This window comes from Streptomyces sirii, from assembly GCF_045690365.1.
GTDB lineage: Bacteria > Actinomycetota > Actinomycetes > Streptomycetales > Streptomycetaceae > Streptomyces > Streptomyces sirii.
Genome location: NZ_CP147982.1, coordinates 6,633,252 through 6,659,740, shown reverse-complemented (window position 1 = coordinate 6,659,740; position 26,489 = coordinate 6,633,252). Strand labels below are relative to the sequence as shown.

Genomic DNA, 26,489 nt, shown 5'->3' with positions numbered 1-26,489 from the left:
CCGGAGCGGCACTTTCCAGCCATCACCATGGCTCCCAATCCGCTTCTGACCAGGGGCAGTTCAGCCACCCCGGGGACGCGGGGCGTGGCACGATGGTCAGCCAACGGGAAGTCCTGGGGGTTGTCCGCGCGACCACGTGGGTCGAGCCGCGCCCCCGGGAGATGACGGAAGGGAAGCCCGGTGAGCACGCTCAACAAAGGGATCGAGAAGGTCGAGGTAACGCTCAAGTGGGACCCCAGCCCCATCGGCACGCCGGACAATGACCTCGACATCATCGCGGCGACCTACACGGCCGACGCCCCACATGGCGACCCCGCCTATCTGGTCGCCTTCGGCAGCCGATCACCCGATGGGACCATCACCCTCAACCGGGACAGCCGGACCGGCCAGGGGTTCGGCTTCGACGAGATCATGACGCTGGAACTGAACCGGCTGTCCGACGCCTACAGCCGCGTCGTCGTCGGGGTGGTCATCCAGCAGGACGGGAGCCGCAAGGTCTTCGGCGACATACAGAACACCGAGGCGCTGATCCGCGAGGGGTACACCGAACTGGCGTCGTACGACTTCGCCGAGGTCGCGCAGTCCACCGCGGCGAAGTTCGCCGAATTCGCCCGGGACGAGGCGGGCAACTGGCGATTCCACTCGGCGCTCCAGGGCTTCGACGCCGACCCGGACACCTTCGCCGGGCTGATGGGGCGCTGACCGCGCCCACCGCGCTCACGCACGCCGCGATGCGGCACCAGACCGGCGGCCAGCCCGACTGAGGGGGCGGCCGGGCACCGGCACGAGAGGGGAGCGGCGGTCGGCCGCCCCTCTCCCCCGTCCCTCCGTCATCCCCCCGCCCTCTTACGGCGGCGATGCGCCGCCACCCGCTCTCGGGAGGCGCATGCGGTGGAGCAGTAGCGGCGGGCACTCCCGGGGCCCGTGCCCAGATAGAGCGTGCCGCATCGGGCGGCCGCGCACTCGCCCCAGGGGGCACGACCGTATTCGGTGAGAACCTGGGCCAGCGCCAGGGCACTTGAGGCAAGGAACCACTCGGCCCAGCCCGCCTCCTCGCCCCGGTCGATATGCAGATGCCAGGGGTGCTCTCCGTGCCGGGAGAGGTGCGGGCGGGCGCCGCATTCGGCCAGCAGCGCATTGATGGCGTGGGCGGCCCGGTCGGTGTCGGACTCGGTGAGGATGGCGGCCAGTCGGGCCGCGGCCGCCCTCAGGTCATCGGCGTCGCGCCCGGAGAACTCCCGCTCGGTGAGATCGTCCGGGCTCTCCCCGTGGCGCGCGAGCAGTTCGGCCAGCGCCTCCCGGGAGAGATCCGGGTCCGCGCGGACCGCGTTGACGAGATCCATCAGCCGCTCGGCGGGCCGGAAGCCCTGCTGCAACGTCACGCCACCCTTCACGGCCTGCCCCATTCCCGTGGCTCGTTCCCGAGGCTCCATTCTCCTTCCCGCGAGCCCTCCTGCCCCCACGCCGTAACGTCTTGTCGGTATAAGCCGTTACATTCGCTGCCGCGCCCGCCCGTAGCACGTCGTCCACTGGAGATGCGCATGCCCCAGCGCTCCGTCCCCTCAGCCTCGCGATCAGGACTGCCGCTCTATCTGGCCACCGCCTTCCTCGCCCGCGTGGCGGACGAAGGGACGTCCGTGGCGGTGGCGCTGCTGGCGCTGCAGCGTGCCGGAAGCGCGTCCCAGGGCGCGTTCGTCCTCACCGCCTGGATGGCGCCGCATGTCGTCGCCGCCCCCTTGGTGGGTGCCCTCGTCACCCGGGCCCGGCGCCCCCGGCTGTGCTACCTCGGTGCGCTGAGCGGCTTCGCCGCGGCCGTCGCCGCGCTGTCGCTGTTCGTCGGGAGGGCTCCCGCTCCGGTGACCCTCGCCGTCGCCCTGGCCGGTGGCGCCTGCGGCCCGGTCGTCTCCGGCGGGCTGTCGAGCCTGATCGCCGCACTGCTGCCGGCGGGCGCGCACCGGGACCGCGCCTACGCGCTCGACGCCGCGGTCTACAGCGCCGCGTCGGTGGCCGGTCCCGCGGCGGTCGGCGCGGTGGCCGCCGTGGCGTCCCCCGGCGCCGCGACGATGTTCCTCGGTGGCACGGCGGCCGTGGCGGCCGTGCTGGCCGCCGGGCTGCCGTACGGCCGGGCCCGGCAGGGCGCCGCTGCCACCGCGTCGCCCGGCACGCTCCGCGCCGACCTGGCGGCCGGACTGCGGGCGGTCCGGCACACCCGTGAACTGCGCGCGATCACCGCGGGAACCTGTCTGGCCTTCGTCGGCATCGGCGGCCTGACCACCACCGCGGTGCTGCTCGCCGGTCACCGCGGCCACCCGGAAGCCGGCGGTGCCCTGATGACCGCCTTCGCTGTCGGGGCGCTGCTCGGATCGCTGGCGGTGGCCAGGTGGCGGCCGCCCCTGCCGGATCAGCGGCTCGTCACGCTCGCCCTGTGCGGCACCGGCCTCGCGCTCGCCGCCGCAGCACTCGTCACATCGCCCACCGCCGGCGCCGCACTGTTCGCCCTGGCGGGGCTGTGCGACGGTCCGCTGCTGACCGCGACCTTCCGCATCCGGGCGGCGTTCGCCCCACCGGGCACCCGGGCGCAGGTCTTCACCCTGGGTGCGGGCCTCAAGATCACCGCGGCGGCCTGCGGGGCCGGCCTGGTCGGTGCGGCCGCCGCGCTGCCGCCGCCCCTGTTGCTGCTCGCCGTCGCCGCCGTCCAACTGGGCGCCGCGCTCCTCTACACACTCGTCCGCCCACGGACCGGCGCACCCGGCGGCTCCCCGGACACGGCGAAGGGGACCGGCACCAGGCCGGTCCCCTTCACAAGCCGCTGAGCCACCGCCGGCTCAGCACGCGGGCCGCGCGGGAAGTCCTCTCCCGGCGCGGCCCGCCCACACTCAGCTGCAGCCGCTGGTCGAGCCGCAGCCCTCGCACAGGTAGCAGCTGCCGGCCCGCTGCATCTTCGTACCGCAGGAGAAGCACAGCGGTGCGTCGGCGTTGATGCCCAGCTGCATCTCGACCAGTTCGGCGTTGGTGTGCGCCTGCTTGGGAGCCGGGGCGGCCTCCTCGACGCTCTTCACCACCGGGGCCGGGTCCAGCTGACGCGGCGCCGACTGGGCCAGGCCCTCGACGTCGACCTCGTCGTCGGTCGGCTCGTACGAACCGGTCTCCAGGTGACGCTGGCGCTCCTCGACGGAGTGGATACCGAGCGCCGAGCGAGTCTCGAACGGCAGGAAGTCCAGCGCCAGACGGCGGAAAATGTAGTCGACGATCGACTGGGCCATCCGCACGTCCGGGTCGTCGGTCATACCGGCCGGCTCGAACCGCATGTTGGTGAACTTCGAGACGTAGGTCTCCAGCGGGACGCCGTACTGCAGGCCCACCGACACGGCGATGGAGAAGGCGTCCATCATGCCCGCGAGGGTCGAGCCCTGCTTGGACATCTTCAGGAAGACCTCACCGAGACCGTCGTCCGGGTAGGAGTTGGCGGTCATGTAGCCCTCGGCGCCGCCGACCGTGAAGGAGGTGGTGATGCCGGGACGACCCTTCGGGAGGCGCTTGCGGACCGGGCGGTACTCGACGACCTTCTTCTCGGCGACCGGCTCGGCCTCGGCCTTCTTCTCCTCCTCCTTCTTCTTGGCGGAGAGCGGCTGGCCGACCTTGCAGTTGTCGCGGTAGATCGCCAGCGCCTTCAGGCCCAGCTTCCAACCCTGGAAGTAGACGTCCTCGATCTCCTCGACGGTGGCCGTCTCCGGGACGTTGACCGTCTTGGAGATCGCACCGGACAGGAAGGGCTGCGCCGCGGCCATCATGCGGACATGGCCCATCGGGGAGATGGCGCGCTCGCCCATGGCGCAGTCGAAGACCTCGTAGTGCGCGGGCTTCAGGCCGGGGGCGTCGACGACATTGCCGTGGTCGGCGATGTGGGCGACGATCGCCTCGACCTGCTCGGGCTGGTAGCCGAGCCGCTTGAGCGCCTTGGGGACCGTGTTGTTCACGATCTGCATGGAGCCGCCGCCGACCAGCTTCTTGAACTTGACCAGGGCCAGGTCCGGCTCGACGCCCGTGGTGTCGCAGTCCATCATCAGGCCGATGGTGCCGGTCGGCGCGAGCACGGAGGCCTGCGCGTTGCGGAAGCCGTTCTTCTCGCCCAGGCGCAGCACGTCCTGCCAGGCCTCGGTCGCCGCGGCCCACACCGGGGTGTCCAGGTCGTCCATGCGCACCGCGGTGCCGTTGGCGTCGGAGTGCTGCTTCATGACGCGCTTGTGGGCGTCGGCGTTGCGGGCGTAACCGTCGTACGGGCCGACGACCGCGGCCAGTTCGGCGGAGCGCTTGTACGACGTGCCGGTCATCAGGGAGGTGATGGCGCCGGCGAGCGCGCGGCCGCCGTCGGAGTCGTAGGCGTGGCCGGTGGCCATCAGCAGGGCGCCGAGGTTGGCGTAGCCGATGCCCAGCTGGCGGAAGGCCCGGGTGGTCTCGCCGATCTTCTCGGTGGGGAAGTCGGCGAAGCAGATGGAGATGTCCATCGCGGTGATGACCAGCTCGACGACCTTGGCGAAGCGCTCGGCGTCGAAGGACTGGTTGCCCAGGTCGTCGTCGCGCAGGAACTTCAGGAGGTTGAGCGAGGCGAGGTTGCACGAGGAGTTGTCCAGGTGCATGTACTCGCTGCAGGGGTTGGACGCGGTGATCCGGCCCGACTCCGGCGAGGTGTGCCAGTGGTTGATGGTGTCGTCGTACTGGATGCCGGGGTCGGCACACGCCCAGGCGGCCTCCGCCATCTTGCGGAAGAGACCCTTGGCGTCGACCTCCTCGATGACCTCGCCGTTCATCCGGCCGCGCAGCCCGAACTTCGAGCCGGTCTCGACGGCCTTCATGAACTCGTCGTTGACCCGGACCGAGTTGTTGGCGTTCTGGTACTGGACGGACGTGATGTCGTCGCCGCCCAGGTCCATGTCGAAGCCCGCGTCGCGCAGCGCGCGGATCTTCTCCTCCTCCTTCACCTTGGTCTCGATGAAGGCCTCGACGTCCGGGTGGTCGACGTCCAGGACGACCATCTTGGCCGCGCGGCGGGTGGCGCCGCCCGACTTGATCGTTCCGGCGGACGCGTCGGCGCCGCGCATGAAGGAGACCGGGCCGGAGGCGTTGCCACCGGAGGAGAGCAGTTCCTTGGACGAGCGGATGCGGGAGAGGTTCAGGCCGGCGCCGGAGCCGCCCTTGAAGATCATCCCCTCTTCCTTGTACCAGTCCAGGATCGACTCCATGGAGTCGTCCACGGAGAGGATGAAGCAGGCGCTGACCTGCTGCGGCTGCTTGGTGCCGACGTTGAACCACACCGGCGAGTTGAAGCTGAAGACCTGGTGCAGCAGGGCGTACGCCAGCTCGTGCTCGAAGATCTCGGCGTCCGCCGGGGAGGCGAAGTAGCCGTGCTCCTCGCCGCCCTTGCGGTACGTCTTGACCACACGGTCGATGAGCTGCTTGAGGCTCGCCTCACGGGTCGGGGAGCCCACCGCGCCACGGAAGTACTTGCTTGTGACGATGTTGACCGCGTTCACCGACCAGAAGTCGGGGAACTCGACGCCACGCTGCTCGAAGTTGACCGAGCCGTCGCGCCAGTTGGTCATGACGACGTCACGTCGCGCCCACTCCACCTCGTCGTACGGATGCACGCCGGGGGTGGTGTGGATGCGCTCGATACGCAGACCCTTGCTCGCCTTGCTGCCCTTGGCGCGGGAGCCTCGTGCCGGGCCGCTCGTCGTCTCTGTCATGCCGCCTCCCTGTATACGGGCAAACGCCCATATGTGCGCACGCATTCCGTGGCACGGTGATTGTCTTGCTGGTACCGGGACGCCCTGCTCTCGCCCCGATACGGATCCTGGATGCGCGCCGAACTCAGTCGGCGGCGGTGGCGGGCACGGGGACGGCCGGGCCGCCGACCTTCCCGTCGGTCCCGCATTCCTGCCCGGGCGGACCCTGCTCGCGCTGCTCCCGCAGCTCGGCGATGGCCGCCTCGAAGTCCTCGAGCGAGTCGAACGCCCGGTAGACGGACGCGAAGCGCAGGTACGCGACGAGGTCGAGTTCCTGCAGCGGGCCCAGTATGGCGAGCCCGACGTCATGGGTGGACAGTTCGGCGCTGCCGGTGGCGCGCACCGCCTCCTCGACCCGCTGGCCGAGCTTGGCGAGGGCGTCCTCGGTGACCGGGCGGCCCTGGCACGCCTTGCGCACTCCCGCGATGACCTTGTTGCGGCTGAAGGGCTCGGTGACCCCGCTCCGCTTGATCACCATCAGCGACGCCGTCTCGATGGTCGTGAAACGGCGGGAGCAGTCGGGGCACTGGCGGCGCCGGCGGATCGCCGTCCCGTCGTCGGTTGTCCGACTGTCGACGACCCGGCTGTCTGGGTGCCTGCAGAAGGGGCAGTGCATGGCTCCACCCTCCTCACCCTCGCTATACGGACGTACGTACGCCATCGATCCCGGCGCACGACGAATAACCTCCGCCGGTCCGCACGGGCCCTTCGGAGCGGTCTCCAGCATAGGCGATACCGGGGGCCCCGAAGGACCAGGCACCACAACTTCTGGGCGACCGAACGCATCCAACCACTAGATGTGGTGTCGGGCCGCTTACATCCGCCTACCGCGTGTCGCGATGGAGGCGGGCCGGACGGTCGCCCACGAGGGTACGGGAAGCCACCCGGGCGGCGGCGCGGCGGGGCGGGGATGGAAGAATCGACCCGGTTGCGGCGCCCGGCTCGGCACACACCCCCGGACGCCGGCACCCCGACTCCCGGGCCGATCGGGAGCCCCGGCGGAAGCGAACGCCGGAGCCCCGAATTGCCATTCGGCTATACACCGAGCCACTTGATCAGGTCAGCCAATCGATGAATTTTTCACTCGAACGTGTGTTTGGCGCAACCTTTCGAAAGCAACTACCGTTGGCTAACTAGGGAGAACATTTCGAGAGGGGCCGACGTGACCACCACCGCAGACAGCGCGACCATCACCGCACAAAGCCACTCCCAGAGCCGGTTCGAGCATCAGCAGAAAGCACAGCGGCCGCCGATGGACGACGCCACGTTGGACTCCGAAGAGCAGAAGCCCGCCCGCTCGCTGCCCGGACGGCCACCAGGGATCCGGGCCGACAGCTCGGGGCTCACGGACCGCCAGCGCAGGGTGATCGAGGTGATCCGGGATTCCGTGCAGCGGCGCGGGTACCCGCCGTCGATGCGCGAGATCGGCCAGGCCGTCGGGCTGTCCAGCACCTCGTCCGTCGCCCACCAGCTCATGGCGCTCGAACGCAAGGGCTTCCTGCGGCGCGACCCGCACCGCCCCCGCGCCTACGAGGTCCGCGGCTCCGACCAGCCCACGACGGCGGCGACGGAGACCGCGGGCAAGCCCGCCGCGTCGTACGTCCCGCTGGTCGGCCGGATCGCCGCCGGTGGCCCGATCCTCGCGGAGGAGTCGGTCGAGGATGTGTTCCCGCTCCCCCGCCAGCTCGTCGGCGACGGCGAACTGTTCGTGCTGAAGGTCGTCGGCGACTCCATGATCGAGGCCGCCATCTGCGACGGCGACTGGGTCACCGTCCGCCGTCAGCCCGTCGCGGAGAACGGCGACATCGTGGCCGCCATGCTGGACGGCGAGGCCACCGTCAAGCGCTTCAAGCGCGAGGACGGCCATGTGTGGCTGCTGCCGCACAACGCCGCGTACCAGCCGATCCCCGGCGACGAGGCGACCATCCTCGGCAAGGTGGTGGCCGTACTACGGCGGGTCTGACCCAGCCCTCACGACCGGGCCCCGGGACCACTGCGCCGGTCCCGGGGCCTGTTTTGCGCGCCTGGACCGGCGCCCCTCTCGCGGAGGGGGTGCTCGCCGTGAGCGTTGCCGGGGTCAGGAATCGGCGGCCTTCTTCGCGGCCGCGTCGATGGCGGCCAGCGAGCGCCGGACCTGGTTGCGGTCGGTGGTGTACCAGAAGTCCGGCATGGACTTGCGCAGGAAGGAGCCGTAGCGGGCCCGCTCGACGCGGGGGTCCAGCACGGCGACCACGCCACGGTCTTCAGTAGCACGTACCAGACGTCCGGCGCCCTGGGCCATCAGCAGGGCCGCATGGGTGGCCGCGACGGCCATGAAGCCATTGCCGCCACCCTCCTCCACGGCCTTCTGGCGGGCGCTCATCAGCGGGTCGTCGGGACGCGGGAACGGCACCCGGTCCATCACCACCAGCTGGCAGTTCGCCCCCGGCACATCGACGCCCTGCCACAGGGAGAGCGTGCCGAACAGGCACGTACGGGCATCGTTGGCGAAGGTGCGGATCAGCTCGCCCAGGGTCTCCTCGCCCTGGAGCAGGATCGGCATGTCCAGGCGGCCGCGCAGCTCCTCGGCGGCGGCCTGGGCGGCCCGCATGGAGGAGAACAGACCGAGCGTGCGGCCGCCGGCCGCCTCGATCAGCTCGGTGAGCTCGTCGAGCATGTCGGTGCGGCTGCCCTCGCGGCCCGGCTGGGCCAGATGCTTGGCGACGTAGAGGATGCCCTGCTTCGAGTAGTCGAAGGGGGAGCCGACGTCCAGGCCCTTCCACGGGGGGACGTCCTCCCCTTCCGTGCCCTCGGGGGACAGGCCCAGGGAGGCCGCGACGCCGTTGAAGTCTCCGCCGAGCTTGAGGGTGGCGGAGGTCAGGACCACCGAGCGGTCCTCGAAGAGCTTCTCGCGCAGCAGGCCGGAGACCGACAGGGGCGCCACCCTCAGGGACGCGCCGAAGCGGTCATGGCGCTCGTACCAGACGACGTCGTACTCGGAGCCGTTGGCGATCCGCTCGGCCACGGCGTGGACGTTCTCCACGGCGGCGAGGGCCTGCTTGCGGACGGCGTCCTCGTCCTGGACCGACTTGTCACGGGTCGAGCCGAGCGCCGAGACGACCGTACGGGCGGCGTCCCGCAGCGCCATCAGGCAGTAGCCGAGGTCCTCGGGGATCTCCTCCAGGCGGCCGGGCAGCGCCAGCTCCATGAGCCGCTCGAAGGTCTCGGCCGCGGTCTGGAGCTGGTCGGCGGCCTTTTCGTTGACGAGCTTGGCGGCCCGGCGCACGGCGCGGTTGACCTGGCCGGGGGTGAGCTCGCCGGTGGCGACGCCGGTGACCCGGGAGACCAGCTCATGGGCCTCGTCGATGATCAGGACCTCGTGCTGCGGGAGGACCGGCGCGCCCTCGATCGCGTCGATGGCGAGCAGCGCGTGGTTGGTGATCACGACATCGGCGAGCTTGGCGCGCTCCCTCGCGGCTTCGGCGAAGCACTCCGCGCCGTAGGCGCATTTCGACGCGCCCAGGCACTCCCGTGAGGAGACCGAGACCTGCCCCCAGGCGCGGTCCGAGACACCGGGTGTCAGGGCGTCGCGGTCGCCGGTCTCGGTCTCGTCCGCCCAGTCGCGCAGCCGCAGCAGGTCCTTGCCGAGCTTGCTGGTCGGCGTCGCCTGCTCGAACACGTCGAAGAGGCCGTCCTCCTCTTCCTGCGGGGCGCCCTCATGGAGGCGGTGCAGGCACAGGTAGTTGGAGCGGCCCTTGAGCATGGCGAACTCCGGGCGGCGGCGCAGCAGCGGATGCAGCGAGTCGACCGTACGCGGAAGATCGCGCTCCACCAGCTGGCGCTGCAGCGCGAGGGTGGCCGTGGCGACCACGACTCTCTCGCCGTGGGCGAGCGCCGGCACCAGATAGCCGAGGGACTTTCCGGTGCCGGTGCCGGCCTGGACGAGGAGGTGGGCGGAGTCGTCCACGGCCTCGGCGACGGCCTCGGCCATCGCTACCTGGCCGGGGCGCTCGGTGCCGCCGACGGCGGTGACGGCGGCGTGCAGCAGATCGGGGAGGGAGGGCTTCGTCATAGCGTGGCAAGCCTACGCGGGACCACTGACAGTCGGTCCGGTCACGGGGCGTGCAGGGGGTTGGGGACGGTCCCGTGGACGGCGGCGTGCGGGCGCTCGTGGCGGTCGCGGTAACCGTCCACATGCAGACGGTTGCGGTTCAGGCAGAGCCGCTCGATCCGCGGGGTGAGCAGGTCGAACGTCTCGTGCCGCTCCTTCAGGCCGGGGAAGCGCTCGTGGTGGCGCAGGATCTCCGCCCGTACGAGTGACCAGAACTCGGCCTCGGGAACGCCCAGTTGGTCCGCGCACAGCGGCGCCAGGTAGCGGAAGACGCCGACGAACAGGCCGGAGTGGATGAACTGCGTGAGGAAGGCGGGCGGTTCGGTCAGCAGCACCGTGCGGACGTCGTCCGGCATGGAGTCGTGCTCCGGGAGCGGCTGGGAGCTGGTGTTGACGTCGTCGACGAAGTCCTTGACCGCGAGGCGGGTGGGGACGTCGTGCTCGTCGAAGACCACGATGGCGTTCTCGCCGTGCGGGGAGAACACCGTGCCGTACTGGTAGAGGAAGTGCAGCAGGGGCGGCAGCAGCGCGGCGAAGAGCCGGCCGAGCCACTCGCGCGCGGGCAGCCCCGAGCGGTGCACCAGCTCCGCGGTCAGGGCGCGGCCCTGGGGGTCGGTCTGCAGCAGCGCGGCCAGGGTGCGGGCGCGCTCGCCCGGGTCGAGGTAGCCGCTGATCGGCTCGCGCCAGATGCAGCCCAGCAGCTCCTTGAACTGGTACGGGACGCCGGGCAGCCGGTCGTAGAGCGGGTGCTCGACAGTGACGGAGGCGGTCTCGCCGAGCAGGATCACCCGGGTCTCGTCGCTGAGATAGGGGTCGGCGTCGCGCAGCCCGTGGACCCAGCGGGTGACGGCCGGCGCGGCGAGGGTGCGCTCGGTGGGCAGACCGCGCCAGACGAGGGTGTTGAGGATGGACAGCGGCAGTTTGACCGTGCGGGCCTGGGGCCGGCTGATGTTGAGGAAGGTGCGGATCGACTGCTGCGGCAGGCGGAGGTCGTTGTCAGTGGGCAGCGCGATGATGGATCTGTCGGCGAGTTGCGGGGCGAAGAGCGGGGCGATGGTCTCGTCCCATTGCCAGGGGTGCACGGGGAGATAGAGGTAGTCGGCGGGGTCCTGGCCCTGGTCGGCGATGGCGCGGGCGAAGGCGTGACGGGTGGCGGGGGCCAGCTCCTCGCCGTAGAGGCGATCGGGGGTGGCGAGCGTGGGGACACCGCGGTAGTGGGCGAGGCGGTGGTGCGCGGCGAGCCAGGGCAGGCGCTGGGCGGTGCGGGCTTCCGGGGCCCAGCTCGCCGCGTCGGCGGCGGAGAAGCCGAGCCGTCCCTTGTTCGCGACGAGCCAGGGGTGGCCGGTCTGGTGGCCTTCGAGGGCGGCGTAGTCGAGGTCGGCGAGGTCGGCGGCGCTGAGGGCGGTGGCGTCGAGACGGGTGTCGGCGGCGAGGGTGGCGGTCAGCTCGCGGATGAGGTGGCCGGTGGTGTCGCCGGACAGGCCCAGGACGGTGTCGTGGGCGTAGGTGAGGAAGTGGAACGGGTCGGTTTCCGGAGTGATCGAGTGGGGGTCGACGCGCCAGTGCCCGTAGGCGCCCCGGCGGGCGCGGAAGCGGTAGACCAGCTCGTCGGTGATCGGCAGGCGGTATTGCGGGGTGCCGTCCGGGGCGGTGCCGTCGGGCTCGGGGGCGAGGACTTCCTCGTACGCGAACTCGGCCAGGATCTTGGCGAACAGTCGGCGCGCGGCGTGCTGCCAGGCGCTGTGCGAAGGCTGGGGCTCAGGCGGCAAGACGGGACTCCTCGAAGCGGGACCGCTCCGGCACGTACGGGGGACAACCGGGGCGGCGCGGTGGACGGCGGACCGGATCGGGAACGGCGGTGGACGGCCCCGGGGTCAGTGCAGGTGGCGGTGGGCGCGGTCGCGGATCATCAACGCCGCGCGTTTGCCGGGCAGTTCGAGCTCTTCGGAATAGCGGAAGCCTCCGGTCAGGAATGCCGCGACGGAGGCGGTGTTGCGCAGATCGGGCTCGGCGACGACCCGCGTGCACTGCGGACGGCGGTCGAGTACGAGGTCGGCGGTGGCGCGCAGCAGCGTGCCGCCCAGGCCCCGGCCGCGGTCGGCGCCGCCGCCGATGAGCAGATGGATCCCGGTGTCGTGGGGAAGGGCCGGGTAGTGGGAGGCCAGGGGGTCCAGGTCGGCGCGGTAGATCTCCCAGTAGCTCATCGGGACGCCGGCCAGCACACCGAGGCAGGGCACGCTGCGGCCGTCGCCGTCGAGCTGGCCGCGCAGATGGGCGGCGGTGGTCCCGGGCGGGCCGGACAGTTCCCAGAAGGCCGCGACTGCCGGATCGTTCATCCAGCCGGTGATCCGGTCGAGGTCGCGGGCCGGTCGGACGGGGACGAGCTCGAACGGCCCGGCGGTGGTGTCGGCCGGGCCCCAGCCCACCAGGTCGTCCAGCAGCGGGCCGTTGCCCGGGAGCCCGGAGGGTGTCGGCTGCCGGTGTCCCCCGGCGGGCAACGCGCGCAATTCCGGCGCGAGCCGGCGGTCCTGCGTGTCGTCGGAGCTGGAGCCGAGGCCGGATTCGGTGGGTGGCACGGCGACGCTCTCCTCTCGTGGCCGGCTCCCGCGGGTCCTTGTGGGTCGCGGGATGCCGGCGCCGGGGGCTCGTGGGGTGACGTGGCTGCGGCGGGCCGCGGTGGGCGGCTAGGAGGCCAGGGGGTTGGGCAGGGTGACGTAGACGGACTGGGTCTCGACCGGGCCGACGAGTTCGTCGAGCCCGTGCAGGCGGGTCGCGAGATTGGCCTTGCAGCGCAGGGTGCGGGCGGACAGCAGCTGGCCGGGGAGCCGGGAGCGGTGCGCGCGGGGAGCGGCGGCGGCGCTGTCGAGGAACCGCCGGAAGGCGGCCAGCAGGATCTCCTCGCGGACCAGGCGCTGGGCCCCGAAGGCCCCGATGAGGCCGAGGACGTTGTTGATGCCCAGGTAGTAGGCGAAGCGCTCGTCGGTGACCTCGTCGGCGACGAAGGTGTCGCTGGCCGCGCCGATGCCGGGCAGCCGTCGTTCCAGTTCGGCGCGGCGGGAGGCGCGGAAGTAGTAGCCCTGGTTGTCGCGGTAGCGGCCGCCGACCGGCCAGCCGTCGGGGTCGAGCAGCACCAGGGTGTTCTGCTGGTGGGCCTCCAGGGCGACGCCGGCCGTGCCGTCGAGCCACAGCAGGGGCCGGACGACCGCTTCGAGGTAGCGCAGGAACCACTCGGTGGCGACGGCGCCCAGGGCGCGGCCGGTGCGGGCGGCGAGCGTGCCGACGAGGTCTTCGAGGCGGGAGCGGGCGCCCGCGTGGCCGGGCCAGGGCCGGGGAGAGGTGAGGCCGGCGATGCAGACCGCGTCGTCGGTGGTGCTGAAGGGGTTGTGGCGGATGACGGCGTCGAGGCCCTGGACGGGTTCGCCGTCGGGGCCGTCGACGGCGAGATAGGCCGGGTCGCGGACGATGTCGAAGCCGGGATGGGCGGCCTGCCACTGCTCGGCGAGGCCGGTGCGCAGCAGCCGGTGCACCTCTACCCCGCGGATGAGTTCCTTGCGGAGGTTCTCCCGGCGGGAGTTGGTGATGCGCAGCCCGAGGGAGAGCTTGAGCATGGCGTCCGCGCCGGGGCGGTAGACGGTGCGGACGGAGGAGGTGGGGTGCCAGCGGGGGCCGTGGATGCCGAGGTCGCGCAGCAGACCGGCGTCGCGGAGTGCGGCGATGTCGGGGCGGTCGGCGAGTTCCCTGGCCTGCCAGGGGTGCAGGGGCAGCGGCACGGTCCCGTCGGGCAGGGCCAGGCCGGCTCCCGCGAGGCGCGCGGCGAGTTGCTCGGCGGGCACGGGCTTGCCGCGTTCGGTCCAGGCCGAGTCGGTGGCGACGGCGGAGCGGTGCACGGCCATCCAGTGGAGCGGGAAGGCGCCGCGCAGTTCGGGCGAGAAGGCGCGGGTCTCGGCGTCGGAGAGGCCCTCGCGGCTCTTGGGTGTGGGGTGCAGCGGGTGGCCGAAGAGCAGGGACTGTTCGGCGTCGAGGAAGAGGTCGCCCCGCGCGTCGGCGGGCCGGGCGCGCCGGTCGGCGAGGAAGACGGCCACATTGCGTACGGAGTTGGCGACCCGTCCGATGAGTTCGGCGCCGTCGCCGTCCGGTGTCTGCGGCTGCTCGGGCTCCGCCTCCGGCCGTTCGCCGTCCGCCACGCGGTGCTCGCCGCCGTCCGAGGCCCGCCGGTCGCCGCCGTGCGCGGCTTCCCGGCGCAGCAGCGCGGCGAGGGTGACGGCGTCCAGCGGGGCGGCGCCGGCCGGGGCGCCTTCGAGGGTGGGCGCGCCCAGGCGGTGCCAGCCGGTGGGTGACCAGTAGCGGACGGGGATGTGCAGGGCGCTGGCGGCGGCCCGCAGGGGGATGCGCAGGCGGCCGCCGGCCGGGCGCGGGGTGCCGTTCTCGCGGAGCCAGCAGCGCAGGAGGTGTTCGATGCCGGCGGCGTCGGCGGCGACCGTCGGCTCCGGGTGGTCGAGGGGGTCGTGGTCGACGTGCCCGGCCCGGTCGCGGCCGCCGGGCGCGCCGGGCCCGGTGGTCTGGCAGGGGTCCTCGTGGGTCTGCTGGTGGCAGTTGTCGCCGGGGGTGCGTCGCTGCTGGCGCGGTACGGACTCCAGCGTGCCGGCGCTGTGGTGCCGGTCGGGGATCCGCTCGGCGGGCTGGGTGTTGTCGGGGCCGGGGCGTTCGTTCATGCGGAGGTGCCTCGCAGTGTCGTGGGGGACGAGCCCGTCGGCCCGGGGGTGGTGCGGACGGCCGCCAGGACGGCGTCGGCGAGGCGGTCGAGGATCGCGTCCGCCTGTTCGTCGGTGATGGTCAGGGGTGGCAGCAGCCTGACGACGGCGGAGTGCCGGCCGCCCAGTTCGACGATCAGGCCGCGGTTCAGGCAGGCGCGCTGGACGGCGGCGGCGAGTTCGGGGGCGGCGGGGCGGGCGCCGGTGGCATCGGCGTCCGCTTCCGGGTCGACGAGTTCGACGCCGAGCATCAGTCCGCGTCCGCGGACGTCGCCGATGCAGTCGTGGGCGTCGGCGAGGGTGCGGAGCCGGGCGAGCATCCGGGCGCCGAGTTCGGCGGCGCGAGCGGCGAGGCCGTTGGCGCGGACGTAGGCGAGGGTGGCGGCTCCGGCGGCCATGGCGAGTTGATTGCCGCGGAAGGTGCCGGCGTGCGCGCCGGGCTGCCAGGCGTCGAGCTCCTCCCGGTAGACGATCACGGCGAGCGGCAGGCTGCCGCCGATCGCCTTCGACAGCACGATCACGTCCGGCACGATGCCGCTGTGCTCGATCGCCCAGAAGGTGCCGGTGCGGCCGACGCCGGTCTGCACCTCGTCCACGATCAGCGGGATCCGCCGGTCGGCGGTGAGCTCCCGCATCCGCCGCAGCCAGCCGTCCGGGGCGGGGATCACTCCGCCCTCCCCCTGGACGGGTTCCAGGATCATCCCGGCCGGCCGGGGCACCCCGCTCTTGTGGTCGTCGAGCAGGTTCTGGGTCCAGCGGGCGGCGAGTTCGGCGCCGCGCTCGCCGCCGGTCTGGAAGGGGCAGCGGTAGTCGTAGGGGTAGGGCAGCCGGACCACGCTGGTGTGCTGCGCTCCCCCGGAGGCGGCGAGCGCCTCTGCGGTCATGCCGTGGTAGGCGCCGGAGAACGCCATCAGACCGTCCCGGCCGGTCGCGGTGCGGACGAGTTTGAAGGCGGCCTCGACGGCGTCCGTGCCGGCCGGGCCGCAGAACTGGATGCGGGCGTTTTCGGCCAGTTCGGCGGGCAGCGTGGCGAAGAGCTCGGTGGTGAAGGCGTCCTTGACGGGCGTGGCCAGGTCGAGGATGTGCAGCGGCGCACCGGAGTCGAGGACCGTACGGATCGCTTCGAGCACCACCGGGTGGTTGTGGCCGAGCGCCAGGGTGCCGGCGCCGGAGAGGCAGTCGAGGTATCTCCGGCCGTCGGCACCCTCGATGGTCAACCCGCGGGCGCGCACCGGGACGATGGGCAGCGAGCGTGCGTAAGTGCGGGCAGCGGACTCACGTAGGGACTGCCGGCGCAGGATCCCCTCGTGGGCCGACGGCGCGGCCGCCGGCACGGTGTCGGTCAACGCCACGGCAGTTGTGTCCTCCTGCTTGGTGAGCTGCTGGACAGCGTGCGGGTCCTGCGGGCGGGCCGGCTGTCCCCCGTACGTACCAACGACGGTGACGACGCCGGATCACGGTCGCGAACAAGATCCTTGACGGCTGGGAACCGGGACCCCGAGTACCGCCGTCTCCATCGTCACCGGCATAGTGGGGTGTTGCGCCGAGATCTTGGGGTTCATGACAAGTTCCATCCGGCGCGACTCCGCTCATGCCACACCGGCTCAGCCCGATTCACCCAGGGGGACAACACCCATGCGATCCATACGTCGGCCAGTCCTGGCCGCCGCCGCTCTCACCGCCGTCGTGGCACTGACCGCCACCGGCTGCGGTCCCGAGGGCGGCAACGCGGACGCCAAGCCCAGCCAGTCCGCGGCGGACACCACCGGTGGGGGTGAAATCAAGATCCCCCAGGACATCCAGGACAAGCTCAAGGAGCACGGGGTCGACCTGGACAAGTGGAAGAACGGCGAGTGGAAGAACTGGGACAAGGACAAGTGGCTCCGGGAGGCCGGAGAGTTCATCAACCCGATCATCAAGGACTTCTGGAACCCGGACAAGATCGAGAAGGTCAAGCCCCCGAAGGACCCCAGCAAGCCCGGGGACATCTCCGAGGACCAGGGCAAGACCGACCCCGAGCCGGCCGCCGTCCAGGCTCAGCCCGTCAGGACCCCCTACACCTCCACCGCTCCCGGTGTGGGTCTGCTGCTGTTCAGCACCCCTGAGGGCGAGTCGCGTTGCTCCGCCACCGTCGTCAAGGACCCGGCGCACCCCGGTAAGTCCAACCTCGTGTGGACCGCCGCGCACTGTGTGCACGCCGGCAAGAACGGCGGCTGGTACCGCAACATGATGTTCGTGCCGAACTTCAACAAGAACGGCGTCTCCGCCGACAAGTTGAAGGCCACGCCCTTCGAGGACCGCGTCCCGGCGGGCAAGTGGTGGGCCGACGACATGGCGACCTCCAACGAGTGGATCAAGGACGGCGGCGCCGTCCCGGGCGTGCCGATGGCTCCGTACGACTTCGCGCTGATGCATGTGAAGCCGGAGTCGTCCACCGGTGGCAAGTCGCTGGAAGAGATCGCCGGCGGCGCGTACGCGGTCGACTTCAACGCCCCCGCGATGGCCAAGATCCCGAGCCTGACCGCGCAGGGCTACCCGGCCGAGGCGCCGTTCGACGGTGCGGCGCAGCAGCAGTGCACCGACAAGCCGACCCGTCTGACGATGGACGCCAAGAAGCCGACCATGTACCGCATCGGCTGCACCATGACCGGTGGCTCCTCCGGTGGCCCCTGGTTCATCAAGGGCGCCGACGGCAAGCCCGTGCTGGTCTCCAACATGTCGATGGGTCCGCGTCCGGCCCGCTGGTCGGCCGGTCCGCACCTGGGCCCCGAGGCCAAGAGCATGTTCGACACCATGAGCAAGAAGTGGGCGACCAAGCAGTAGCCGCCCGCGGCGGGGGCGCGTGCCGACCGCGCCCCCGCACCGCCTCCTGAGCATGACGAAGGCCCGCCCCGGTCTCCCCCGGGGCGGGCCTTCGTCGTCGTGTCCGCCGTCGGCCGGCTACGCCGCCGGTACGAAGGGCTCGAACTCCGCGGCCAGCTCCTCGTGCACCCGCGCCTTGAGGACCGTGCCGTCCGCGGTGTGCTCCTCGGAGATGACCTCGCCCTCGGCGTGCGCCCGCGAGACCAGGGCGCCCTGGGTGTAGGGCACCAGTGCCTCGATCTCGACCCGCGGCCGCGGCAGCTCGTCGTCGAGGAGGGTCAGCAGCTCCGCCAAGCCCTGGCCCGTACGGGCCGAGACGGCGATGGCGTGCTTCTCCTGGCGCAGCAGGCGCTGGAGCACCAGCGGATCGGCCGCGTCGGCCTTGTTGACGACCACGATCTCGGGCACGTCGGTGGCGCCCACCTCGCGGATCACCTCACGGACGGCGGCCAGCTGCTCCTCGGGCACCGGATGCGAGCCGTCGACCACGTGCAGGATCAGGTCGGACTCGCCGACCTCCTCCATCGTGGAGCGGAACGCCTCGACGAGGTGGTGCGGCAGATGCCGGACGAAGCCGACGGTGTCGGCGAGGGTGTAGAGCCGCCCGCTGGGCGTCTCGGCCCGCCGCACGGTCGGGTCCAGGGTGGCGAACAGGGCGTTCTCCACCAGCACACCGGCACCGGTGAGGCGGTTGAGGAGCGAGGACTTGCCGGCGTTGGTGTAGCCGGCGATGGCGACCGAGGGGACCTTGTTGCGCCGGCGTTCCTGGCGCTTGATGTCCCGGCCGGTCTTCATCTCCGCGATCTCCCGGCGCATCTTCGCCATCTTCTCGCGGATCCGCCGCCGGTCCGTTTCGATCTTGGTCTCACCGGGACCACGGGTGGCCATACCGCCGCCCGCCGAACCGGAGCCACCGCCACCCATCTGCCGCGACAGCGACTGGCCCCAGCCGCGGAGCCTGGGAAGCATGTACTGCATCTGCGCCAGCGCGACCTGCGCCTTGCCCTCTCGGGACTTGGCGTGCTGGGCGAAGATGTCGAGGATCAGCGCGGTCCGGTCGACGACCTTGACCTTGACGACGTCCTCGAGGTGGATCAGCTGGCCCGGGGAGAGCTCACCGTCGCACACCACGGTGTCGGCGCCGGATTCGAGCACGATGTCGCGCAGCTCCAGCGCCTTGCCCGAGCCGATGTACGTGGCCGGGTCGGGCTTGTCACGGCGCTGGACGACGCCGTCGAGCACCACGGCGCCGGCGGTCTCGGCCAGCGCGGCGAGCTCGGCGAGGGAGTTGTCCGCGTCCTGCACCGTGCCCGCGGTCCAGACACCGACGAGCACCACGCGCTCCAGTCGCAGCTGGCGGTACTCGACCTCGGTGACGTCCTCGAGCTCGGTGGACAGGCCCGCGACGCGGCGCAGGGCCGCACGCTCCGAGCGGTCGTACTGGTCGCCGTCACGCTCCCCGTCGATCTCGTGGCTCCAGGCGACGTCCTCTTCCATCAGGGCGTCGGCCCGAAGGCTCTCGGGGAGGCGCTGCCGGTCCTGCGGAAGGGAAGAAGAGGAGGTCATTTGATCCTTTGCGTCGTTGGGAAGCCCTCAGGGGGACCGGCCGGTCCCACCGGGACTGTCGCTGGTGTCAACGTACGAGCCGTCCCGGAGATTCCCGGGCCGGTCGTCGTCGACCCGAAGATGGTCCCACGGGCCCGGGAGGGCCGTCACGCGGGTTTTCCGGGCCTTGCGGGCTTTCCGGCGTTCCCGGTCGCCTTCTTCGGTCGCCACTCCTGGTGGCCGGGCATCGGGGGCGTGTGCTCGCCGTAGAGCCATCCGTGGAAGAAGCTCGCGAGGTCCTGTCCGGAGATCTTGGAGGACAGCGCGATGAAGTCGGCGGAGTCGGCCACGCCGTCGCGGTTCTGGGTCACCCACGCGCGTTCGAGGCGGTCGAAGGCGGCGGTGCCGATCTTCTGCCGCAGGGCGTACAGGACCAGTGCGCTGCCGTCGTAGACCACCGGGCGGAAGAGGCTGATCTTCTCGCCGGGGCTGGGGGCCTTGGGCGCGGCGGGCGGCCCGCCCTCGGCGCGCCAGCCGTTGGACTGCTCGTAGGCGCTGCGCATACGGCTGTCCAGGGAGATCCGGCCGCCCTTCTCCTGCGCGTAGAGGGCCTCGTACCAGGTGGCGTGCGCCTCGTTGAGCCAGACGTCGGACCAGCGCCGCGGGCTGACGCTGTTGCCGAACCACTGGTGGGCCAGCTCGTGCACCATCACCGACTCGACGTACCACGAGGGCAGCTGCCCGTTGGTGAACAGGCCCTTCTCGAAGAGCGAGAGGGTCTGGGTCTCCAGCTCGAAGCCGGTCTGGGCGTCGGCGATCAGCACCCCGTAGGCCTCGAAGGGGTAGGGGCCGAGCTTGCGCTCCATCCAGGAGACATGGTTCGGGGTCTTGACCAGCCACTTTTCCAGCTGGTGCCGGTCCGCGGTCGGTACGACGTCGCGGATCGGCAGGCCGTGCGGCCCGTGCCGCAGCAGCACGCTGGACTTCCCGATGGAGACCTGCGCCAGCTCGGTGGCCATCGGGTGGCCCGTGCGATAGGTCCAGGTGCGCCGCGCCGCCCGGCGGGTCGAGCCCTCCGGCAGTCCGTTGGCGACGGCGGTCAGCTCCTGGGGCGCGGTGATGTGGAAGGTGAAGAGCGCCTTGTCGGAGGGGTGGTCGTTGCAGGGGAAGACGCGGTGCGCGGCGTCCGCCTGGTTGGCCATCGCCAGCCCGTCGGAGGTGCGGATCCAGCCCCCGTCGCTCTTGCCACGCGGGTCGCTGGTGTGCTGGATGGCGATCTTCACCTGCTGGCCCCGGGACATGTGGGAGGCCGGGGTGAGCACGAGGTCCTCACCGTGCTGCTCGTGCTGGGCGGGCTTCCCGTCGATCTTCACGTCGCTCACGGCGCCACGGGCGAAGTCGAGGTTGAGGTGGTCGAGCTCGGTGGTGACCTGGGCGGTGATCTCGGTGGTGGCCTTCAGCGGCTGGTCGTTGCGGCCCGAGTAGTCCAGGGTGACGTCGTAGGACGTGACGTCGTAGCCGGTGTTGCCGAGCGTGGGGAAGAGCCGGTCGCCCAGGCCCTGCGGCCCCAAGGGCTGCGGCGCGGCCGCGCCGAGGGTGGCGACGGCGGCCAGCCCCAGGGCGGCGGCCCGGCGGCCGGTCCAGCGGACCCGGCCGCTCGGGGCGGGGGGCAGGGGGCGGTCGGAGTCGGCGGACGGTCGACGCGAGTCAAGGGACATGAACTACGGCTACCAACGCGGCCGCCTCCGCCGCGGGCAAGGCGGCAAACGACACCCGAACGGGCGGCGGATCGTGCGTCCGTCTTAGGGTCTGTCCGAGGGGGCGGACCCCAGGGCGCGTTCCCTGCGGCCGGTCGCCGGGCGGGCGGTGGGGGTTCAGGGGCGCAGGGCGGCGGCCTGGCGGGTGCGGCCGGCCCGCAACACGTCGAAGACGCCGGGCACTTGGCGCATGGCCCGCATCAGGGACGGCAGGCCGGCGGCGTTGGGCAGATGGAGCGTGTACGTATGGCGGACCCGCTGCTCGTGCGGGGGTTCGACGGCGGCCGACACCACCGCGGCGCCCTGGGAGGCGATCGCTTCGGTGAGGTCGGCGAGGAGGTGCGGCCGGCTGAAGGCCTCGGCCAGCAGGGTGACCCGGCAGCCGTGGCCGCCCTGGCCGGCGCCCCGCCAGCGCACCTTGACCGGCTGACGGCCGGTGGCCGCCATCCGGGCCACCACGGGGCACAGGGCGCGGTGGACGGTGACCGTGCCGCCGCGTACGGCGAATCCGGTGACGGTGTCCGGCGGCACCGGGGTACAGCAGCCGGCCAGCCGGACCGCGGCACCGGGCAGGTCCGCCACCGCCAGGACCGAGCCGGGGGTGGCCTGGGCCGCCTCGGAGCGGTCCGGGCCGGCGGCGGGGCGGCCGGCGGGGGGCTCCGCGGCGGGGGCCGCCGGACGGGCACCCGGTTGCCGCTCTCCGGCGAGCCACCGGGCGATGGCCAGCCGGGCGGCGGGGGTACGGGCGTGGTCGAGCCATTCGGGCGAGGGGCCGGCCGCGGAGTCCGGGGCCATCAGCAGCTGCAGGCTGTCGCCGTCGTGCAGGACCGTGGCGAGCGTGGCGAGCCGGCCGTTGACGCGGGCGCCGATACAGCAGTGCGCCGCCTCCCCGTGCCGCTCGTACGCCGCGTCCACACAACTCGCCCCGGCGGGCAGGCCGATGGCGCCGCCCCCGGCTCCGGGCGAACCCGCGGCGCGGCCCGTATCGGCGTCGGCGCAGAAGACCGTGATCTCCCGGTCCTGGGCGAGGTCGTCGCGCAGTGAGGTCCAGAACGTGTCCGGGTCGGGGGTGGTGCGCTGCCACTCCAGCAGCCGGGAGAGCCACCCCGGGCGGGTCGGGTCGGCGCGCTCACCCTCGGGGGCGTCCGCGCCGTCGGTGGGGGCGTACGGATTGCCCAGTGCGATCACCCCGGCCTCGGCGACCCGGTGCATCTGGTGGGTGCGGATCAGCGCCTCGGCGATCTCCCCGGACGGGCCGGTGACGGCGGTGTGCAGCGACTGGTAGAGGTTGAACTTCGGCGCCGCGATGAAGTCCTTGAACTCGGAGACGACCGGGGTGAAGCAGGTGTGCAGCTCCCCCAGGACGGCATAGCAGTCCGCGTCCTCCGCCACGAGCACCAGCAGCCGCCCCAGGTCCGCGCCCGTCAGTTCGTGGCGCGTCAGCCGGACGCGGTGCACGGAGACCAAGTGCCGTGCCCGGACGAGGACTTCGGCGTCGATGCCGGCCTCGGCAAGGACCGTACGCACCCGCTGCGCGATGGCGGCGAGCGGATCGGGCCGAGTGGCGTACTCCCGTACCAGGGCCCGGGTGGTGGAGTACCCCTCCGGGTGCAGGATCGCGAAGACCAGGTCCTCCAGCTCGGCCTTGAGCGCCTGGACGCCGAGGCGCTCGGCGAGCGGGATCAGCACATCGCGGGTCACCTTGGCGATCCGGGCCTGCTTCTCGGGCCGCATCACCCCGAGGGTGCGCATGTTGTGCAGCCGGTCGGCGAGCTTGATGGACATCACCCGGACGTCGTTGCCGGTCGCCACCAGCATCTTGCGGAAGGTCTCCGGCTCGGCGGCCGCGCCGTAGTCGACCTTCTCCAACTTGGTGACGCCGTCGACGAGGTAACTGACCTCGGCGCCGAACCGTTCCCGCACCTGATCGAGCGTCACCTCCGTGTCCTCGACGGTGTCGTGGAGCAGGGAGGCGGTCAACGTGGTGGTCTCCGCGCCCAGTTGGGCGAGGATCAGGGTCACCGCCAGCGGGTGGGTGATGTACGGCTCGCCGCTCTTGCGGAGTTGGCCGCGGTGCGAGGACTCGGCGAGCTGATAGGCCTTGGTGAGGATGTCCAGGTCGGCGTCGGGGTGATGGCCGCGATGCACCTGGGCGACGTGCTCGAGGGCGTGCGGGAGGCCGTCGCGCGGGGCCGGGCCGAGCAGCGCGGCCCGGCCGATGCGGCGCAGCCCTCTGAGTTCCAGTCGGCGACGGCCGCGCCTGCGGCCCGCGGCTCCAGCGTTACCAGGGTCAGTGGCCTCTGCGCTCATGGGCACCTCCGGCAGCGTCGACCGGCGGCCGGACTCGTCAGTTCGGGCGCCCGGGCCGGTGCTTGATGCTATCGAGCCCATCACGCAGCGCTGTCCACCTCTCGCTCAGAGTGATACGGATCACCCGTTCGAGCGAATCTTTTGGCTGGAACCGTTGCGGGTGGGGGTGGTCGGGCCGGATCCGTTCCGGTCCCGTCAGGCGAGCGCGGCGGTCAACCAGCCGGGCTCGAAGGTGCCCTCGGCGACGATCTCGGCCGGTCCGGTCATCTCGACCGTGCCGTCGGGCAGCTCGGTGATCGCCAGGCTGCCGCCGAGCACGTCGACCGTGTACGTGACGGGCGTGCCGGTCCGCGCCGGGTCCAGACCGTCCCTGCGGGCGGTGGCGACGGCGACCGCGCAGGCGCCGGTGCCGCAGGAGCGGGTCTCGCCCGAGCCGCGCTCGTGGACCCGCATCGCCACATGGCGCGGGCCGCGGTCGACGACGAACTCGATGTTGACGCCGTCGGGATAAACCGCCGCTGGGCTGAACGGCGGTACGGCCAGCAGGTCACCGGCGTGCGCCAGATCCTCGACGAACGCGACGGCGTGCGGATTGCCCATGTTCACGTTGCGGGCCGGCCAGCTGCGGCCGCCGAGGCTGACCACGACGCCCTCCTCGGGCAGCGCGGCGCGGCCCATGGAGACCGTGACGTCGCCGGTCTTGGCGACGTGCACGCGGCGTACGCCGGCGCGGGTGGCGATGGCGAGGTCGCCGGCATCGACCAGACCGGCGTGCAGCAGATAGCGCGCGAAGACCCGGGTGCCGTTGCCGCACATCTCGGCGATCGAGCCGTCGCCGTTGCGGTAGTCCATGAACCACTCGGCCTCGTCGGCCTGGGCGCGCGCCTCCGGATGCGCGGCGGACCGTACGACGCGCAGCAGCCCGTCGCCGCCGAGCCCGGCCCGCCGGTCGCAGATCCGGGCGACGGCGGTCGCGGGCAGATCGAGGCGACCGTCCGGGTCGGGGACGATCACGAAGTCGTTCTCGGTGCCGTGGCCCTTGAGGAAGGCGATGCGCTCGGTGCTGGTCACTCCTGCATGGTACGGGGGTGACGGGGGGAACGGCCTGACGGGGCGGGGAGAGCGGCGTCTCAGAGGGGGACGGGACCGGGCTCGGCGGGAGCCGCGCGCGTGCCGCGGCCGCTCAGCGCAGTCGGGCCACGCGCAAGATGGCGAGCGCGGCCGGGATGGCCACCACCAGGGCGTACAGGAGGACCACGCGCCAGTCGGCGCGGCGGCCGGAGCCGCGCGCCGGGAGGCCGGGCCAGGTGTGACCGATGCGGCGGGCCGCCATCATGCCCCAGCCGGCGGCGCAGCAGCACAGCAGCAGGCCGAGCATCGCGATCACCGCGCCGCCGTCACCGCCGAACTCGAAGGCGAGCGGGAAGGCGAACATCAGCGAGCCGACGGCTCCGAGCCCGACGATCGGCGCGAGCTGCCACAGGCGCAGCCGGCGCGGCGGGCGCAGCTCCCGGAAGGACTCGCCACCCTCACCGGGCCCGTCGGCGCCGGCGTCCGGGCCGTCGGAGTCGTCCAGGGCGTCCGGGTCGGTGAGCGGGCCGACACCGCCGGACAGGGCGTCCTGGGCGTCCGGGCCGTCGTCGGCGAGCCGTGCCGTGTCAGCGTCGTCGTCCGACTGCTGTGCTCTGTTGCGAGGGCCGGCCTCCATTGCCACGCGCCCTCCCCACTGCAGACTGCACGCCTCGATCGAAGGTCGATGATGACACGCCCTCAGCGGCCCGGATGACGGCCGGAGCGTCCCGATGCCATGACGTGATCAGGCTGTGACCGGTCGTTCGAGCAACGCCAGGGCCCGCCGGGGAAGTTCCGCGCGGTGGTCGGCCGCGCCGCTGAGCCAGTGGACCCGGGGGTCCCGGCGGAACCACGAGTCCTGACGGCGCGCGAAGCGCTTGGTCGCGCGCACCGTCTCGTCGCGCGCCTCCTGCTCGGTGCACTCCCCCGCCAGCTGGGCGAGCACCTGCTGGTAGCCCAGCGCCCGGGACGCCGTGAGGCCCTCGCGCAGCCCCTCGGCCTCCAGGCGGCGCACCTCATCGACCAGGCCCGCCTCCCACATCCGGTCGACCCGCCGCGCGATCCGCTCGTCCAGCTCGGGGCGCTCGACGTCGACGCCGATCTGCAGGGTGTCGTAGACCGAGTCGTGGCCGGGGAGATTGGCGGTGAAGGGGCGGCCGGTGATCTCGATGACCTCCAGGGCGCGCACGATGCGGCGGCCGTTGCTGGCCAGGATCGCGCGGCCGGCCTCGGGGTCGGCGGCGGCCAGGCGGGCGTGCAGGGCGCCGCTGCCCCGTTCGGCCAGTTCGGCCTCCAGCCTGGCGCGCACCTCCGGGTCGGTGCCGGGGAACTCCAGGGCGTCGATGGCGCCGCGTACGTACAGGCCGGAGCCGCCTACCAGGACCGGGGTGCGGCCCTGGGCGAGCAGCCGGTCTATCTCGGCGCGGGCCAGCCGCTGGTACTCGGCGACGCTGGCGGCGCGGGTGACGTCCCAGATGTCCAGGAGGCGGTGCGGTACGCCCTGCTGCTCCTCGGGCGTGAGTTTGGCGGTGCCGATGTCCATGCCCCGGTAGAGCTGCATGGAGTCGGCGTTGATGACCTCGCCGCCCACATGTTGTGCGAGCGCGACGCCCAGATCGGACTTTCCGGCCGCGGTGGGGCCGACGACGGCGATGACCCGCGGAGCGGGAACGGCGGTGTTCACCCCGTCAGTCTCGCAAACATCACGCCCCCATCTCGAACGAGCGACGTGACGGGCCACCGATGAGGGTCGTTGCCTGTTGCGAGGTCCCGAGAGCCGGTGCAGCACCGGCGCCCGCGGGCGGCACAACGGTCCGCTCCGGGCGGCCTGGGATTTCGCCCGACATGAAGAGCGTAGGAGCAGTTATGGGCGTGTTTTCGCGGTTTCGCCGCCGCAAGTCCGAAGCATCGACGGAGGAGGCTGCCGCTGCGGTGGTGACGGCCGAGGCGGAGGAGCCGGCGGAGTCGGCCGCTTCGGCGGACGCCGAGAACGCCACGAACGCCGAGGAGGCCGCGGACGCCGGGGGCACCGAGGGCGCCGAGCAGGCCGGGCAGACCGAGGAGGCCGAGGAGGCCCCGGGTGGCGGCGAAGCCTCGCAGGACGCGGCGGCCACGGCGGAAGCCGGAGATGCGGCCCAGGATGCGGCTCCGGAGGCTTCCGGTGACACGACCGGGGACGCGGCCCCCGAGGACGGCCCCGAGGCCGCCGGCGACGGCGAGCCCCGCGCCGAGAAGGCCGCCGAGAGCGCCGGGATCCCCCGGCAGCAGTCGGCACAGGCCGTGGCGGACCGGGAGTCCGGCGAGGGCGCGCGGCAGTAGA

Annotated in this window: 19 protein-coding genes; 5 read left to right on the top strand and 14 right to left on the bottom strand. The window is 72.3% G+C overall.

What is annotated here, in order from left to right; translation table 11 throughout:
• Positions 1–180 precede the first annotated feature (180 nt).
• Complete coding sequence (locus WAB15_RS30025) at positions 181–702, top strand: TerD family protein (RefSeq protein WP_407288118.1); 522 nt, start codon at positions 181–183, stop codon at positions 700–702.
• Positions 703–830: 128 nt separating this feature from the next.
• Here WAB15_RS30025 and WAB15_RS30020 read toward each other — a convergent pair whose 3' ends face one another.
• A complete protein-coding gene (locus tag WAB15_RS30020; RefSeq protein WP_407288117.1) occupies positions 831–1,406 on the bottom strand; it encodes a CGNR zinc finger domain-containing protein in 576 nt (191 codons plus the stop codon).
• 135 nt (positions 1,407–1,541) lie between these two features.
• On the opposite strand from WAB15_RS30020, the gene WAB15_RS30015 reads away from it, so the two are divergent.
• Positions 1,542–2,813, top strand: a complete 1,272-nt coding sequence (locus tag WAB15_RS30015; protein ID WP_407288116.1) for an MFS transporter — start codon at positions 1,542–1,544, stop codon at positions 2,811–2,813.
• A gap of 63 nt (positions 2,814–2,876) precedes the next feature.
• Here the strand turns inward: WAB15_RS30015 and WAB15_RS30010 are convergent, their stop codons facing one another.
• A complete protein-coding gene (locus WAB15_RS30010) occupies positions 2,877–5,744 on the bottom strand; it encodes a vitamin B12-dependent ribonucleotide reductase (RefSeq protein ID WP_399150077.1) in 2,868 nt (955 codons plus the stop codon).
• Positions 5,745–5,868: 124 nt separating this feature from the next.
• Positions 5,869–6,399: a transcriptional regulator NrdR gene (gene nrdR / locus WAB15_RS30005; protein ID WP_399150076.1), complete on the bottom strand. Its 531-nt coding sequence runs from the start codon at positions 6,397–6,399 to the stop codon at positions 5,869–5,871.
• A 546-nt stretch (positions 6,400–6,945) separates the two neighbouring features.
• Between nrdR and lexA the strand changes: the two genes are divergently transcribed.
• Positions 6,946–7,746 (top strand): transcriptional repressor LexA, encoded by an 801-nt coding sequence (gene lexA, locus WAB15_RS30000; protein ID WP_393496662.1) that lies wholly within the window; start codon positions 6,946–6,948, stop codon positions 7,744–7,746.
• A 114-nt stretch (positions 7,747–7,860) separates the two neighbouring features.
• On the opposite strand, the gene WAB15_RS29995 is transcribed toward lexA, so the two are convergent.
• The 5 genes from WAB15_RS29995 to WAB15_RS29975 all read right to left on the bottom strand — a co-directional run bounded on the left by WAB15_RS29995 (position 7,861) and on the right by WAB15_RS29975 (position 15,976).
• On the bottom strand, positions 7,861–9,834 hold the full coding sequence (locus WAB15_RS29995) for an ATP-dependent DNA helicase (RefSeq protein WP_399150075.1): 1,974 nt from the start codon (positions 9,832–9,834) through the stop codon (positions 7,861–7,863).
• A 41-nt stretch (positions 9,835–9,875) separates the two neighbouring features.
• On the bottom strand, positions 9,876–11,642 hold the full coding sequence (locus tag WAB15_RS29990; RefSeq protein WP_407288115.1) for an IucA/IucC family protein: 1,767 nt from the start codon (positions 11,640–11,642) through the stop codon (positions 9,876–9,878).
• A gap of 105 nt (positions 11,643–11,747) precedes the next feature.
• Positions 11,748–12,449 (bottom strand): GNAT family N-acetyltransferase, encoded by a 702-nt coding sequence (locus WAB15_RS29985; RefSeq protein WP_399150073.1) that lies wholly within the window; start codon positions 12,447–12,449, stop codon positions 11,748–11,750.
• Between the two features lie 108 nt (positions 12,450–12,557).
• Positions 12,558–14,585 (bottom strand): IucA/IucC family protein, encoded by a 2,028-nt coding sequence (locus tag WAB15_RS29980; RefSeq protein ID WP_407288114.1) that lies wholly within the window; start codon positions 14,583–14,585, stop codon positions 12,558–12,560.
• Positions 14,582–15,976: a diaminobutyrate--2-oxoglutarate transaminase family protein gene (locus tag WAB15_RS29975; protein WP_407288113.1), complete on the bottom strand. Its 1,395-nt coding sequence runs from the start codon at positions 15,974–15,976 to the stop codon at positions 14,582–14,584. Before WAB15_RS29975 ends, WAB15_RS29980 begins: the two co-directional genes overlap by 4 nt.
• 283 nt (positions 15,977–16,259) lie before the next feature.
• Between WAB15_RS29975 and WAB15_RS29970 the strand changes: the two genes are divergently transcribed.
• The gene (locus tag WAB15_RS29970; RefSeq protein ID WP_407288112.1) at positions 16,260–17,447 is read left to right on the top strand and encodes a trypsin-like serine peptidase; all 1,188 of its coding nucleotides are present in this window, start codon (positions 16,260–16,262) and stop codon (positions 17,445–17,447) included.
• Positions 17,448–17,564: 117 nt separating this feature from the next.
• Here WAB15_RS29970 and hflX read toward each other — a convergent pair whose 3' ends face one another.
• The 6 genes from hflX to miaA form a co-directional block, all read right to left on the bottom strand.
• The gene (hflX, locus tag WAB15_RS29965) at positions 17,565–19,052 is read right to left on the bottom strand and encodes a GTPase HflX (protein WP_407288111.1); all 1,488 of its coding nucleotides are present in this window, start codon (positions 19,050–19,052) and stop codon (positions 17,565–17,567) included.
• Between the two features lie 146 nt (positions 19,053–19,198).
• The gene (locus tag WAB15_RS29960) at positions 19,199–20,749 is read right to left on the bottom strand and encodes a M1 family metallopeptidase (RefSeq protein WP_407288110.1); all 1,551 of its coding nucleotides are present in this window, start codon (positions 20,747–20,749) and stop codon (positions 19,199–19,201) included.
• A 156-nt stretch (positions 20,750–20,905) separates the two neighbouring features.
• Positions 20,906–23,098, bottom strand: coding sequence for a RelA/SpoT family protein (locus WAB15_RS29955; protein WP_407288109.1), 2,193 nt, complete (start codon positions 23,096–23,098; stop codon positions 20,906–20,908).
• A gap of 195 nt (positions 23,099–23,293) precedes the next feature.
• Positions 23,294–24,169 (bottom strand): diaminopimelate epimerase, encoded by an 876-nt coding sequence (gene dapF / locus WAB15_RS29950; RefSeq protein WP_399150066.1) that lies wholly within the window; start codon positions 24,167–24,169, stop codon positions 23,294–23,296.
• Positions 24,170–24,281: 112 nt separating this feature from the next.
• Positions 24,282–24,806, bottom strand: a complete 525-nt coding sequence (locus WAB15_RS29945) for a hypothetical protein (RefSeq protein ID WP_399150123.1) — start codon at positions 24,804–24,806, stop codon at positions 24,282–24,284.
• A gap of 108 nt (positions 24,807–24,914) precedes the next feature.
• Entirely contained in the window at positions 24,915–25,853 is a 939-nt protein-coding gene (gene miaA, locus WAB15_RS29940) for a tRNA (adenosine(37)-N6)-dimethylallyltransferase MiaA (RefSeq protein ID WP_407288108.1), read from the bottom strand.
• A 188-nt stretch (positions 25,854–26,041) separates the two neighbouring features.
• On the opposite strand from miaA, the gene WAB15_RS29935 reads away from it, so the two are divergent.
• A complete protein-coding gene (locus tag WAB15_RS29935; RefSeq protein WP_399150064.1) occupies positions 26,042–26,488 on the top strand; it encodes a hypothetical protein in 447 nt (148 codons plus the stop codon).
• Position 26,489 lies beyond the last annotated feature (1 nt).

Coding starts and splice junctions, on each gene's coding strand:
- WAB15_RS29960 (WP_407288110.1), bottom strand. CDS start 20,749: ATGTCCCTTGACTCGCGTCGACCGTCCGCCGACTCCGACCGCCCCCTG.
- WAB15_RS29970 (WP_407288112.1), top strand. CDS start 16,260: ATGCGATCCATACGTCGGCCAGTCCTGGCCGCCGCCGCTCTCACCGCC.
- WAB15_RS29980 (WP_407288114.1), bottom strand. CDS start 14,585: ATGAACGAACGCCCCGGCCCCGACAACACCCAGCCCGCCGAGCGGATC.
- nrdR (WP_399150076.1), bottom strand. CDS start 6,399: ATGCACTGCCCCTTCTGCAGGCACCCAGACAGCCGGGTCGTCGACAGT.
- WAB15_RS29955 (WP_407288109.1), bottom strand. CDS start 23,098: ATGAGCGCAGAGGCCACTGACCCTGGTAACGCTGGAGCCGCGGGCCGC.
- WAB15_RS29995 (WP_399150075.1), bottom strand. CDS start 9,834: ATGACGAAGCCCTCCCTCCCCGATCTGCTGCACGCCGCCGTCACCGCC.
- WAB15_RS30010 (WP_399150077.1), bottom strand. CDS start 5,744: ATGACAGAGACGACGAGCGGCCCGGCACGAGGCTCCCGCGCCAAGGGC.
- WAB15_RS30020 (WP_407288117.1), bottom strand. CDS start 1,406: ATGGGGCAGGCCGTGAAGGGTGGCGTGACGTTGCAGCAGGGCTTCCGG.
- hflX (WP_407288111.1), bottom strand. CDS start 19,052: ATGACCTCCTCTTCTTCCCTTCCGCAGGACCGGCAGCGCCTCCCCGAG.
- WAB15_RS30015 (WP_407288116.1), top strand. CDS start 1,542: ATGCCCCAGCGCTCCGTCCCCTCAGCCTCGCGATCAGGACTGCCGCTC.
- WAB15_RS29945 (WP_399150123.1), bottom strand. CDS start 24,806: ATGGAGGCCGGCCCTCGCAACAGAGCACAGCAGTCGGACGACGACGCT.